Annotated in this window: 10 protein-coding genes and 1 pseudogene; 4 read left to right on the top strand and 7 right to left on the bottom strand. The window is 64.6% G+C overall.

Features of this window, described 5'->3' with window-relative positions; all coding sequences use genetic code 11:
- Positions 1–4: 4 nt before the first annotated feature.
- Genes ACYVN4_RS39035 through ACYVN4_RS39025 form a run of 3 tightly spaced genes read right to left on the bottom strand, consistent with a single transcriptional unit; the run spans position 5 to position 3,868 of the window.
- Positions 5–2,239 carry a xanthine dehydrogenase family protein molybdopterin-binding subunit gene (locus ACYVN4_RS39035; RefSeq protein ID WP_460728241.1) on the bottom strand — a complete coding sequence of 745 codons (2,235 nt, stop codon included), beginning with the start codon at positions 2,237–2,239 and terminating at the stop codon, positions 5–7.
- Positions 2,236–3,216, bottom strand: a complete 981-nt coding sequence (locus tag ACYVN4_RS39030) for an FAD binding domain-containing protein (RefSeq protein ID WP_460728239.1) — start codon at positions 3,214–3,216, stop codon at positions 2,236–2,238. The genes ACYVN4_RS39035 and ACYVN4_RS39030 overlap by 4 nt, the downstream gene beginning before the upstream one ends.
- A gap of 10 nt (positions 3,217–3,226) precedes the next feature.
- Positions 3,227–3,868 (bottom strand): (2Fe-2S)-binding protein, encoded by a 642-nt coding sequence (locus tag ACYVN4_RS39025; protein ID WP_460728237.1) that lies wholly within the window; start codon positions 3,866–3,868, stop codon positions 3,227–3,229.
- A 530-nt stretch (positions 3,869–4,398) separates the two neighbouring features.
- Here ACYVN4_RS39025 and ACYVN4_RS39020 point away from each other — a divergent pair.
- Together ACYVN4_RS39020 and ACYVN4_RS39015 are read left to right on the top strand one after the other, a co-directional pair.
- Positions 4,399–4,698, top strand: coding sequence for a hypothetical protein (locus ACYVN4_RS39020; RefSeq protein WP_460728235.1), 300 nt, complete (start codon positions 4,399–4,401; stop codon positions 4,696–4,698).
- 129 nt (positions 4,699–4,827) lie between these two features.
- Positions 4,828–5,061: pseudogene (locus ACYVN4_RS39015) on the top strand (esterase/lipase family protein); the annotation flags it as partial.
- A gap of 40 nt (positions 5,062–5,101) precedes the next feature.
- Here ACYVN4_RS39015 and ACYVN4_RS39010 read toward each other — a convergent pair.
- Complete coding sequence (locus ACYVN4_RS39010; protein ID WP_460728233.1) at positions 5,102–6,877, bottom strand: phytoene desaturase family protein; 1,776 nt, start codon at positions 6,875–6,877, stop codon at positions 5,102–5,104.
- 175 nt (positions 6,878–7,052) lie between these two features.
- Here ACYVN4_RS39010 and ACYVN4_RS39005 point away from each other — a divergent pair, with 175 nt between their 5' ends.
- Together ACYVN4_RS39005 and ACYVN4_RS39000 are read left to right on the top strand one after the other, a co-directional pair.
- Complete coding sequence (locus tag ACYVN4_RS39005) at positions 7,053–7,700, top strand: TetR/AcrR family transcriptional regulator (protein ID WP_460728231.1); 648 nt, start codon at positions 7,053–7,055, stop codon at positions 7,698–7,700.
- A gap of 476 nt (positions 7,701–8,176) precedes the next feature.
- Positions 8,177–8,725, top strand: coding sequence for a GNAT family N-acetyltransferase (locus ACYVN4_RS39000; protein WP_460728229.1), 549 nt, complete (start codon positions 8,177–8,179; stop codon positions 8,723–8,725).
- Between the two features lie 119 nt (positions 8,726–8,844).
- Here the strand turns inward: ACYVN4_RS39000 and ACYVN4_RS38995 are convergent, their stop codons facing one another.
- The 3 genes from ACYVN4_RS38995 to ACYVN4_RS38985 form a co-directional block, all read right to left on the bottom strand.
- Positions 8,845–9,042: a hypothetical protein gene (locus tag ACYVN4_RS38995; protein ID WP_460728227.1), complete on the bottom strand. Its 198-nt coding sequence runs from the start codon at positions 9,040–9,042 to the stop codon at positions 8,845–8,847.
- Between the two features lie 357 nt (positions 9,043–9,399).
- A complete protein-coding gene (locus tag ACYVN4_RS38990; protein WP_460728225.1) occupies positions 9,400–11,049 on the bottom strand; it encodes a serine/threonine-protein kinase in 1,650 nt (549 codons plus the stop codon).
- Between the two features lie 11 nt (positions 11,050–11,060).
- On the bottom strand, positions 11,061–11,807 hold the full coding sequence (locus ACYVN4_RS38985) for a tyrosine-type recombinase/integrase (protein ID WP_460728373.1): 747 nt from the start codon (positions 11,805–11,807) through the stop codon (positions 11,061–11,063).
- Positions 11,808–12,391: the final 584 nt, after the last annotated feature.

The following is a 12,391-nucleotide window of genomic DNA, read 5'->3' as shown; positions in this document are numbered from 1 at the left end:
CGGTTCAGAGCAGCTGCTCGGCGGCGATGGGGAGTTCGCGGATTCGTCGTCCGGTGGCGTTGAACACGGCGTTGGCGATTGCGGGGGCGACTCCGACGAGGACGACTTCGCCGAGTCCCTTCGCGCCGACGGGATCCACGGCCCTGTCGTCGCCGTCGAGGAAGACGGCGCGCAGATCGGGGATGTCGGCGTTGACGGGAACGAGGTAGTCGGCCAAGCTCGCGCTGACAATGCGGCCGTCACGCGGGTCGGTGACAGTGTGTTCGAGCAGTGCCGCGCCGATCCCGCCGGTCATGCCGCCGAGTGCCTGACTGCCGGCGAGTTTCGGGTTGACGATTCTGCCCGCGTCGTAGACGCCCAGCATGCGGCGCACCCGAACCAGACCGAGCCGGGAATCGACGGCGACCTCGGCGAACACCGCACTGTAGGCCGACTTCGACAGCAACTGGATGTCGAACTTGTACGACTCCGGGAAGGTCGGGAACGGGGTCGTCAACGATGGAACGAAGACCCCGGGCGCGGTCAATGCGAGACGTCCATGACGGGCCAGCAGGTCCCGATACGACTCACCGCGTTCGGGAGCCCCTTCCACCTGGAGTCGGCCGTCGATCACCACGATCGTCGTGGGGTTGGCCAGAAACAGCGGCGAGCCGAGATCGGCGACGGCCAGGGCGATGGCTTCGATTCGGACTGCGTCGCAGCCGTTCTGCACGGCGGATCCCAGGCTCGCCATGGTTTGGGAGTTGCCGACCGGGGGTGCCGCGGGCATGTCCGAGTCGCCCAGCTGGAACCGCACCTTGTCGATGGGCAGTCCGAGCGCGTCGGCCGCGACTTGGGCCATGGATGTATAGCTGCCGGGGCCTATCTCACTGGTGGCCGCCTCGATGAGAGCGGTGCCGTCGGCGTCGAGCCGGACGTTGCACTGCGAGGTCATGGTGGTGGTCGTGTGTACGCCTGCGGCCATGCCCATACCGATCAGCCAGTCTCCGTCGCGAGTCGTGCCGGGTTCGGGATTGCGTTGATCCCAGCCGAATTCGCGGGCCCCGACCGCGAAGCATTCGAGCAGTCGGCGCGTGGAGAACGGGCGGCCGGTGGCCGGGTCGGCCGAAGGCTCGTTGCGGGAGCGCAGTTCGATGGGGTCGATGCCGAGTTGGTGGGCGAGTTCGTCCATCGCGGATTCGATGGCGAAGGCGGCCGAGGTGAATCCGGGAGCACGCATCCAGGTGGTGGCGTTCACATCCAGCGGCACCGTCGAATGCGTCTGGTGGACATGGGGTATCGCGTAGAGCATCTGCCCGGAGACGAGGATGTCCTCCGCGAACTTCTCATACGTCGCGGTTTCCGTCTTGACCTCGTGCACCGCGGCGGTCACCCGGCCATCGGCCTGTGCGCCGAGACGTAATCGGTACTGCGACGCGGGCCGGTATCCGGTGCCGTAGTAGAGCTGTCGGCGGGTTAGCACGAGCTTGGTGGGCCTGCCCGTGACGCGGGCGGCCAGCGCGGCGATGACGACGTGCGGCCAGGTGCGGATGGCGCTGCCGAACGCGCCGCCGACAAACGGCGAGATCACCCGGACCGAGGTGGGCAGGATGGCGAAGACCGACGCGAGCTCGAGTTGCACACCCGACACGAACTGGGTCTTGTCCCAGACCGTCAGGTCATTCCCATCCCAGCGCGCGATGGTGGCGTGGGGTTCCATCGGGTTGTGATGGTTGCGCGCGGTCCGATACTCGGCGTCGAGCCGCACCGGCGCATCCCGCAGCGCCTGCGCCGCGTTGCCGCGATCGTAGACGTCGGGCGGGTCCGGGCGAGCAGCGCTCAGGTCGGTCGACGGCTGTTGCGAAGAGCACTCGACCTTCACCAGATAAGCTGCGCGCCTGGCAGTTTCGAGTGTCTCGGCGACCACCACGGCGACCGGCTGACCGTGAAAGAGAATGGCGTCGTCCTGGAAGACCCGCAGCCGCTGCCCCTCCGGATTGACCACCGACCCCGGCCAGATGTAGGGCAGCCGCGGCGCGTTGAGGTGACTGATCACGGCCAGCACACCGGGCTGCGCGAGAGCCTGCGTCGTATCGATGCCCGTGATGCGCCCCAGCCCGACCGGGCTGTCGACTACGACCGCGTGCACGACACCCTCGACGGCGTGCTCGGCCGCGTAGGTGGCCTTCCCGGTCACCTTCAACACGCCATCGGCCCGGCTGACCGGTTTGCCGACGTACCGCTGCGCCTGGGGACTCAAAGCCCACCTCCCACGATCCTTAGCTGACGCTCGACCGTCCGAACGAGCAGATCCGCCTTGAACCCGTTCTGCGGCAACAGCTGCGCGCCGTCGGCGGCACGCGAGGCCGCGTCCGCCCACACAGTCGGTTCCGCCCGGCGACCGATGAGCGCCTGCTCGACCCCCGGCAGCCGCCACGGCACCGTGCCGACGCCGCCGACGGCGATCTTCGCGGTGCGGATCACACCGTCGGGTATGTGCAGCGCCACCGCCGCGGAGGTCAATGCGAACTCGTAGGATTGGCGATCGCGCACCTTGAGGTATCCGGACTGCAGATCCGGCGGATAGGCGGGGATCTCCACGGCCGTCACGAGCTCACCCGACCGGAGGTCGTATTCACGCTCCGGGGTATCGCCGGGTGGCAACAGGAAGTCCGAGAAACGCACGGCGCGTTCACCATCCGGCCCATGCAAGCGAACGATCGCCTCCAACGCCGCGAACGCGACGCAGACATCGGAAGCATGGGTCGCAATACAGTGCTCGGACGTGCCGAGGATGGCATGGCCCCGGTTGATACCGTCCACGGCCGAGCAGCCTGTGCCGGGGACACGTTTGTTGCACGACGCCGAGACGTCACGGAAGTACGCGCACCGAGTGCGTTGCAGGATGTTGCCGCCGATGGTCGCCATGTGGCGCAGCTGAGCGGAGGCGCTGCGCTCCAAAGCCTGCGCCACCACGGGAAATCGGTCGCGCACGTCCGGATGCGCGGCGGTGTCGGCCATCGTGGCGAGCGCACCGATGCGCAGGCTTCCCTCGCCGGTGAACGCGATCCCGCGCAGTGGCAACGCGGTGATGTCGACGAGAGCCTCGGGTTGTTCGACGTGGTGACGCATCAGATCCACCAGGGTGGTTCCACCGGCGATGAAGCGACCTCCCCGACGCCCCGCTTCCAGCGCGGCCGCCACGTCGGCGACGGTGGTCAGCGTGAATGATCGCATCCGCGCCGCCTCAGCGCGCCGAAGCGACTTGGTCGACCGCGTCGACGATTCTCGGATAACAGCCGCACCGGCAGATGTTGCCGCTCATCCACTCTCGGATCTCCTCCCGAGAATTGGTGTGCGCCTCCGCGATACAACCGATTCCCGACATGATCTGACCCGATGTGCAGTAGCCGCACTGGAACGCGTCATGCTCGATGAACGCCTGCTGCAACGGATGTAACTCGGCGTCGGTGGCCACACCCTCGATCGTGGTGACCGACTTCCCGTCCAGACGCGCGGCCAACGTGAGACACGCGTTGACTCGACGATCATCGACCAGGACCGTGCACGCACCGCAGGCGCCCGCGTCACAGCCTTTCTTCGTCCCCGTCAGGTCGAGGTGCTCGCGTAGCAGATCGAGCAGCGAGGTCCGATTGTCGACCGTAACCGTCTGCGCGACACCGTTGACGGTGATCGACACCGTACTGGTCGGCGGTGCCGTCACGGTATCCCCGACAGCCCGGCCCACGGCCAGCCCGGTGGCGACGGCCGCACCGCTCACCACGGCCGATACAGCGACGAAGGTTCGCCGCGAAACCACCAACGACGCGGACCCACCCTCGGCAAGCAGTGATGGCGGGGCGGCAGCAGCTCGGGATGCGGTCGGCATGGGTGCACTCTCGGCTCGAGGGAACATCGATGTTTACCGAACAGCCGGCACGAATGGCCGCTGCGAGAGCTCCAGCAGGATCGGAGCACGAGTCTTCATTTTCTCGGCGCGACGCTAACACGAACACCGGTCAGAACAATGCCACCGCACCGCGACCGACACGATCTCCTACCTTGTCGGCCAGTGGCGGCCGACGCCGGGAAGCCGTGATGGCGAGCACCATGTGAAGTGCGGCATACCGAATGACTTGGCTGTTTGTGCATGCTCCCAGTTCGCTGCCCGAATGTTTCCCTGTTTGGCGGATGCCCGGAGTTGCGGGATCGTGTCAGCATTGCTCGTCGACTGTGGAGCTCGGGTGCAGGTTGGGCGTGTTCGATGATTCAAGGGGGCAGCCGCGAATTCGCCGAATCGATCGTGCTCGCCGTCCGTGGCTTCGCACTTCGATGTGGCGGGTGCGGGGATTGATGCGCGGCAACCTCCGCACCCGTTTCCGTGATCGATTCCGCGCACCGTGTTTTCAGCGAAGAGCAATGACCCAGATTCCCCTCGGCAAACGAGCTGCCGTCGTCGTCACCGTCCCCCTCGCCCGGTATGCGTCCGGAGGATTCGAATGGACGCTGGCGGTCGAGTACCTCCCGAGTATCGATACCCTGCACATGCGTCGCTGGCTGGAGCGACACCGGATCGGAGCTCTCTCCTGCACTCCGGGATTCGTCATACCCGCCAGCCGTTGGAAATCCAGCGATCGGGTACCGCATCGCGAACTGTGCGTCCCTCGCGCCGAGTACGCGCAATTCGTCACCGCGATCGCGACCCTGCCCACACCATGACCGCATAATTCGCGACTGTCGGCTCGCTCCACCACCGCAATTCCATCCCCAATGAATTGAATTGGCTGTGCGCGTTGTTGCAGCGGGCATTTCGCATACATCCTCCCCAGCAACGCCCATCCCGAACAGGTGGTGCTACTGCACGGTCGCGGCGGCAATGGCCTGGGCAACGTGGGTCCGATGGCGACAGCACTGGCGGCACAGGGCTACTGCACGTACGCACTCACCTACGGCAAGGTCGACGAGGCTTTTCCCATCGGCGGCACCGTCGACATCGACGAGTCCGCGCACGAGATCGCGACATTCATCGACAAGGTGCTCGCTTCGACCGGAGCGAGCAGCGTCGACGTCGTCCGACACAGCGTCGGTCTTCCCCAGCTGACGGATCCCCGCCACGGCGTCATCACACAGTCACCGGGGCGGCGTCCTCATCGTCTTCGCTGCTCGCATCCAGCTCTCGTCCCAGGCCACGGCAGGCGGCGAGTGGATCGAAGTCCGGTCCCCACGTTTCGAGGCGTGCGGGGTCGGCGAGAACGGCGCCGCCCCGGACTTCGGTCATCAGGTCACGGCCCAGGATGGCGCTCGCCGCATGCACGCCGCTGAGCATGGAGCCCTCGGTGGCGGGCCCCCAGGCGGTACTGGTTCCAGCCAGGAACAGGCCCGGGATGGGAGTGCGCGAGCGGGGGCGCAGCGGACCGAATTGGCTGATGCGCGGCTCGAGGCCGTAGGAGTTGCCGCCGGTGGTATTGGTGTAGCGCTCTTGCGTTGCGGGCGTGGCCAATTCGCTCCACCGCACCTTCGCCGACGCCCCGGGGAACGCCTGCTCCACCCGGTCGAGCAGGCCCGCGGTGATGATCTCCTTGATATCCCGATAGGCGGCGTTGGACCGGTATCGACCCGAGCCGATGTCGGCCGCGGTCACACCCCAGAGCGCGGGATCCGAGGGGGCCAGGGTCTGGGCCTCGATCGCGGCGTGCCCGGCCGGGGCACTGAAGCGGTTGTCGGGATCGCGGCGGGTGGAGGACTGGATGTAGGCGACCTGCCGCCGCGCGAAATCCTGTGCCCAGTCCCGTGGTTCGCGTCCGCTCGCACCAGTGAGCACCTGCGAGCTCCAGCGGTGCAATGACCGCAGCGAGGACACACTCGACCAGGTGTCGGCGGGGATGGTGTAGAAGTTCGTGTTCGTAGTGTCGGCGAGATCGACTTCGATTCCGAAGTAGCCGTTGATGAGTGGGGCCGCCATCTTGAACTGCTCGGTGCGGAACACCGCCCAGCGCGGCAGGTTCTCGTAGCCGACCAGGTCGCGGTAGGTCTTCTTGATGTCGATCGCCGACACCACGGCAGGCGCGGTCAGCGTCTCGCCGCCGGGGAGCCGCACGCCCCGAACCTTGCCGCCCTCCACGACAATTCGCTCCACTGCCTGCCGGGTCCAGATTTCCCCGCCGTGGCCGCGGATCACCGCCGCGAAGGCCGCGGCCAGCATCTGCCCGCCGCCGCGGGGGAACCACGCGCCCTTGCCGACGTAGTTCTGCAGGAAGCCCGCGGCCAGCGCCACCGGCGCGGCCTGCGGGGTCGTCGCCGCGGCACCGTCTTGCAGCGATAGCGCCAGCATGGTGCGCGGCTTCAAACCGCAGGCCAGCATCAGCGCGATGTGCGGGGCCATCGCCCACGGCGCGGCCGTGCCCCACGAGACCGCGGCGCGAGCCATCGCGGCGGTGGAGGCGGGAGTGCTGCTGCGATCGATAGGTTCACCGATCCGCCGCATGACGCCCGCGTAGCGACGCAGCCCGCGCTCCTCTCCGGGGAAGGTGGCGAGCAGGCTTTCGAGGTAGTTGTCCCAGCCGACCGGCACCCGGAACTCGAGATCAGGCGCGATGATGGTGTCGAAGCCGTCGCGGTCCAGCGGCAGCCATTCGACGCGGTCGGCGACGCCCAACCCGCGCAGCAAGGTCGGCACATTGCCCCCGGGACCGCAGTCGCCGATGTAGTGCACGCCGACGTCGAACTCCCACTTGCGCTTTCGCCGGAACACGTGCGAGCTGCCGCCAAGTACCGAGTACCGCTCCAGCAGCAGCACTCGCTGCCCGGCGGCGGCCAGATATGCGGCGGTCGACAGCCCGCCCAGCCCCGCGCCGATCACGATCGCGTCCCAGCCTCCACGCTGTACGTCAGATGCCATTGCCCTACCCCTTCGAGAGCCGCACTGAGCGGGTCCGAGAATTTATGGTTTCTCGCATAGTAAAGCCCTGGAGAAGAGGTCCTTCAATGCGCATTTGGCGTGTCTCACATCACTACTTCCGGCAGAAATCGCCCCAAACATGCACGTACGGCCGGTCGGTCCCATATTGGCGAATATGGATCACCCCATCCAGCACCCAAGCAAACTATGCTTTTCTGCATACTTATTGCTCACATCGAAGGTGGAAGAGATGGCCGCGCGTAACGCGACCCGAGCGAAGATGCTGCTCGGCGGCGTCGAACTGCTACAGCGACGAGGGGCCGCCGGTGTGACGATCGACGCGATCCTCTCGCGCACCGGGGCCCCGAGAGGCTCTGTCTACCACCACTTTCCGCGAGGACGCCGACAGATCCTCGCCGAATCTCTCGACCTGGCGGGCGACACCATCGCCGCCATCATCGAGCAGGCGTTGCGCGACGGCCCGATCGCCGGCATCGACCGCTTCGGCGAGTTCTGGAAGGCCCTCCTGGAGGCCAGCGACTTCACCGCGGGATGCCCCGTGGTGGCGGTGGCCGTCGGCGGCAGCGACGACGACCGCGAACTCGGCCCCAAGGTCGCCGCCATCGTCGAGCGCTGGCGGGCTTCGATGCTCGCAGCCCTCGTCGCCGCCGGTGTCTCCGAAAAACGCGCCGCACCCCTGGTGAATTTCGGCTTGGCCGCCACCGAGGGCGCGGTCGTCCTGTGCCGTACCGATCGCTCCACACAGCCGCTCGACGATGTGATGAACGAGTTCAAACGCCTGCTCGGTACCATCATTCCGTGAAATGGCAGGCATCTCGACAACAACAGCCGCCCGGAACCTGAGTGCGGGACACTTCCGCCCGGAGATCAATACCGCGGCCACTAGCGCCGACTGCTCAGGTCGAAGTCGGCTTCGATGACCAGTCGGCCAGCAAGAAGATGCTGGTCGGTACTGTTCCCATCTATATCGTGCCCCGCCGAGGGCGCTCGTGGGACCGTCATCCGCCCAGGTCAGGCAATGGTTCCGATTCGCGAGCCACTGTGTGTAGCCAAGAAACCGCAGGTCGCGTGTCGTAGGTTCGCATCCTACGGGGGTTGCTGTCAGCTAGCACCCCAGCTCAGAGAGCCTATAGAGCAGCATAGTCAGCAAGGAAGTGCGCTCGGCAACTTGATCTTCCACCGAGTGGCGCTGGCCAGTTCGGTCAGCGCGCCTCGCGGCAAGACAGTGCGTTCGTCCTTCCTGGCAAGGTCCGAAGAGCAGTGCGAGGATCGGTCGACATGAGCGCGGAAATCTTTGCCGGGTCTTGGGAAGTGCGGTTGTTGGCGGCCGACTCAGATGACCTCACCGGACTGGCAGCCGTGCATCTGGCGACACGACGTTCGGCGTACGCCGATCTGCTTCCTCGCGCCGTGCTGAACGATATGACCGCAGCTGCGCTGGCGGAGGAGTGGCGGAATCGTCTGGCCGGCACTCCACAACCACACCGCACCATGGTTGCCGTACGCAATGACATCAGCCGGAAAGTGGTCGGGTTCGCACACGTCTGCACGACACCGGATGGCCTTGGCGAGTTGTTCGCAATTCATGTGCATCCCGAGGCGCAGGGAGCAGGTGTCGGCCGACGCCTACTTCTCACAGCGATCGAGTCGATCCGTGACTTCGGTTATGACCGTGCACGCCTATGGGTTCTCGAAGGAAACAACCATGCTCGCTCGTTCTACCTGCGACAGGGCTGGCATCCTCGACCGGACCTTCGCCGCCACGAAGATATCAACGGAGCAACCGTCCCGGAGATCGCCTACGAACGCACCTTGCCACCGAGATAGCCGGTCCGAGCGATGAGGGGGCCAGTGCCGATGCCGAGCCCGCCCTCGGTACTCGTGGCCGATTCGAACCGCGCGCCACGCGGCATGAGCGCGCGTGCCGACCAGTGCGTTGTAGAAGGTCAATCCTCGGTGGGCTGCTGGTGGCCGTGTTCGAGCTTGGTACCTGATTGATCGAGGACTGCAACGTCGGTCCACGATGCCGTCCACACGAAGATTCCGAAGTCGTACCAGGACACATCGAAGTCTGCGTCACCGATCACGTGCTCTGCGCGATCGGTTTCACCGAACTCGATGGTGAACGCATCCCCTGGGCGCATCCAGTACTCCTCCGCGAAAGGCTCAACACAAAGCAGGAATGGCCTATCCGCGTGTGGGTTCGTGAATCTGATCTTTGGCACGGCCGAAGCGTATTGGAGCAAAGGGCATGCCACCGCTTCGTCGCGTAGTCGGCAGATACGAACGTTCCGTCGGCCTCAGATCGGGTCGTGCCGTTGATCTTTGCTCTGTCCGCAGTGGCCGGTTCGGTCAGCGCTGTCCGCGGCATTATCGCGCGTTCGATGCAGGCCGAACTTGCGCCATCCGGCCGATCCGGTGAGTGTGGTACACAGCCATGGCGCGTTGCCTGGCTGCCAGGCGCAGGCATTGTTGCGCCTCTTTGGCATGCCGTCGGCTCACTATTTGCTGGGGGCCGGGCACGTATCCGTCAACCCGGTTGATGGACCATCCGCGGTGATGGTCGTGACAATTCTGCCGCCGAGGTCCGTAGCAACGATCGAGGTGCCAACTGAATTTGGGCCAAGCCATTCGGACGTGCGTACGTTGATCGGACACTTACTAACCACAGCATCGTATGAAATTTTGACCGTTTGGATTGGGTTGTGTGCAGAAGGTAATATTTGCCGACCTGTCCGGAGGAGGCTGGGAAAAATGTTTCCATCCACGGAGCCCATCGGGATCATTGTATATTCCGAGCACTTCTGACCTGATGCGTTCGCCAACTTTGAAATCACACCATCTTTCAAAATGAAGTAATCGCAAAAGTCATCGCGGTTTTTCGGCATTGTCAATATTGCTGCAGAATGTTCAGAGTTTAGCTCAAGGGTTTCAAACTCGTGGGAGCCGGATATCTGCTCGAAGGCAGCAATCAGTGTGCGCACGCCAGACGGTGATAGCGCATCGATATCTGACGGGACCGTGATCGACGTCGGCGGGACACCGGGTGTAGGCGACGGCAAAGCTTGCTGGTTGGGCCTTGATGTTGTCGGCCATAGTGCGACCGTCAAGCCGAGCGCAACGGTCAGCGTCATAGCAACCGCGGCCGCGACATAGAGTCGCCGACCTTTCAGGCTCGATAACCTCCAGGTATGCGGTGGCTTCACAGAGGTGAACGTCGGCGAATTCCCGGTAAAGTCGACGCGCCTGGAAAGCGAGCGCGAAGATTCCGGTATCTGCGAGAGGTTCGGCTGGCCAGTCGACACCGCGATCGTGACAGATGGGTCGAGTGCCTGTTGGACAGCTTCGGCCAGTTTCCTGCAGTTGGCATAACGGTCAGCCGGGTTCTTTGCCATGGCGGTGGCGATCACGGAATCTAGTCCGGCCGCCAAGTCGGGCCGCATCTGCCGAACCGAAGGAGGCGACTCGTGAAGGTGCGCGGCGATGACAGCGGCTTGGTCGTCACGCTGGAATGGTTGTCGACCTGTCAGCAGTTCGAACAAGGTGCAGCCGAGCGAATAGATATCAGAACGATTATCCGCCGAATAGTTCTGAAATCTTTCAGGTGCCGTGTACGCGAGTGTGGCGACTACTCCTGAGATCGTGGCCGTCTCGGCCAGGCTACGGGCGATTCCAAAGTCGGTGAGGATGGCGCGTTCACCGTGGCGTGGATCTGACTCTACGAGAATGTTGGAGGGTTTCACGTCGCGATGCAGCACCCCATTCGCATGTGCGAAATCTAGGGCATGCGCGGCGTCGGCTATCAGGGTTGCTACTTGAGGTGCGGGAAGTCCACTAGGTGTTCGCTTGAGCAGCGCCGCGGCATCACCCCCGGCAACAAAGCGCATCGACAGCCATAACTTTGAATCGTCCGGACTGCTACGGTCGTAAACCATGGCGATGTTCGGGTGGTCGAGCATCGCAACCAGTGCCGCTTCACGCTCGAACCGAACACGGATCATCGGATCGGCCGCGAAAACGTCGCCGAGAACCTTCAGTGCCACACGACGTTCCAGTCGGGGGTGACGAGCGAGGTATACCGAGCCCATCCCCCCAGTGCCCAGAAGGCGCTCGATTGTAAACCCGGCAAAATCCGCCCCCGCCTGCAGCAATGTGTCGACTCCTATCCGTGCATCAGGCGCGGAATAACGTTGCACCCCAACGGGATAGTACTGGAATCTGGTCGTCCGCGATCGATGTGGACCCGACATGCGGGCATCGGCAATGCAGGATGTTGAGATGTCATGTGGCTGAGGCCATGAACGCTNGCGGCGATCTGTACGTCGCGCAGGTCGACTCCGGCGTCGAGCATGGTGGTGACGAAGGTGTGGCGCAGCATGTGGGGATGCATACGCGGCAGCCGGACCACCGAGACGTCCGCCAGCCGCCTCAAGCGGCGGGTGGCGCAGTGGCGGTCCATCCGCCTTCCTCGCAGGTTCAGCAATATCGGCCCCTGTATTCGGCCGTCGACGGCGCGGTCGATCGCGCGCCCGACGGCGGGCGGCAACGGAATCAGCGCGATCTTCGAACCTTTGCCGATCACGTGCAGGACGCGGTGGCCGTGTTCCTCGCCGAGATCGGTGATATCGCACCGGCATGCCTCGCTGATGCGCAGGCCGAGGAGTCCGAGCATGGCGACCAGTGCGAAATCCGGTGGGTTGTCCGAGTCTCGGGATGCGACGAGCAGGGCTTCGAACTGTAGGTGTGAAAGTCCCAGTGTCGGAGACTCGTTCGACACACGCGGCCGGCGAACATACTCGGTGGGCGAGTGCTCGAGCAGGCCGTCGATCACGCAGGTGCGGTAGAACCCCGCTACTACAGCCAGGCGGCGGGCGATGGTGGCGGGCTTGAAGTGGCGCGTCTCTCGCATCCACAGCGAATAGTGCTCGACCTCGGTCCGTGTCACCGTCAGGGGCGTCAGTTCTCGCTCGGTGCACCACGAAAAGTACAGGCGCAGATCCGATCTCGTATGGACGCGCGAGACGATGGAGAACCGTGCCAGATAGGCGAGGGACGCCAGCCGCAGGACGAGATCATCACCAGCGAACGAGACGTCCAGGTCGGAGGAAGTACTCATCCCTCACGATGGCCCTGGATGGACAACTCACCGAAGCCAGACACGAACCGCGGAGCGCATGCCTCGCGGCCACGGCAGAACATCCTGCATTGCCGATGAGCGTTTGGTCGTGTAAGCCTGGCTGATCATGGGCCACAACGGTTTTTGAGCTGGCGCTTCTCGGCGTTTGCCTGGATTGGGTGTCGATGGCGAGAGAGGGTGTCATCGGCTGGCCGGTGGGTTTGACCATTGGTGGCATTGGTGACCTCAAGCTGCGGCCGGTGCCCTTGCGGACCGATTGCGGACCACAGAGGCACCGGCTCGTGACAATGGGAACGCAGCTATCTGGCGTCGGCGTCCGGGTCCGAATCCAACGCCCCCATGGGCGTATCCAACGC

It is taken from the genome of Nocardia heshunensis, assembly GCF_054782115.1.
This window is presented reverse-complemented; position numbering and strand designations above follow the sequence as displayed.

Coding starts and splice junctions, on each gene's coding strand:
- ACYVN4_RS39030 (WP_460728239.1), bottom strand. CDS start 3,216: ATGCGATCATTCACGCTGACCACCGTCGCCGACGTGGCGGCCGCGCTG.
- ACYVN4_RS39025 (WP_460728237.1), bottom strand. CDS start 3,868: ATGCCGACCGCATCCCGAGCTGCTGCCGCCCCGCCATCACTGCTTGCC.
- ACYVN4_RS39020 (WP_460728235.1), top strand. CDS start 4,399: ATGACCCAGATTCCCCTCGGCAAACGAGCTGCCGTCGTCGTCACCGTC.
- ACYVN4_RS39010 (WP_460728233.1), bottom strand. CDS start 6,877: ATGGCATCTGACGTACAGCGTGGAGGCTGGGACGCGATCGTGATCGGC.
- ACYVN4_RS39005 (WP_460728231.1), top strand. CDS start 7,053: ATGGATCACCCCATCCAGCACCCAAGCAAACTATGCTTTTCTGCATAC.
- ACYVN4_RS39000 (WP_460728229.1), top strand. CDS start 8,177: ATGAGCGCGGAAATCTTTGCCGGGTCTTGGGAAGTGCGGTTGTTGGCG.
- ACYVN4_RS38995 (WP_460728227.1), bottom strand. CDS start 9,042: ATGCGCCCAGGGGATGCGTTCACCATCGAGTTCGGTGAAACCGATCGC.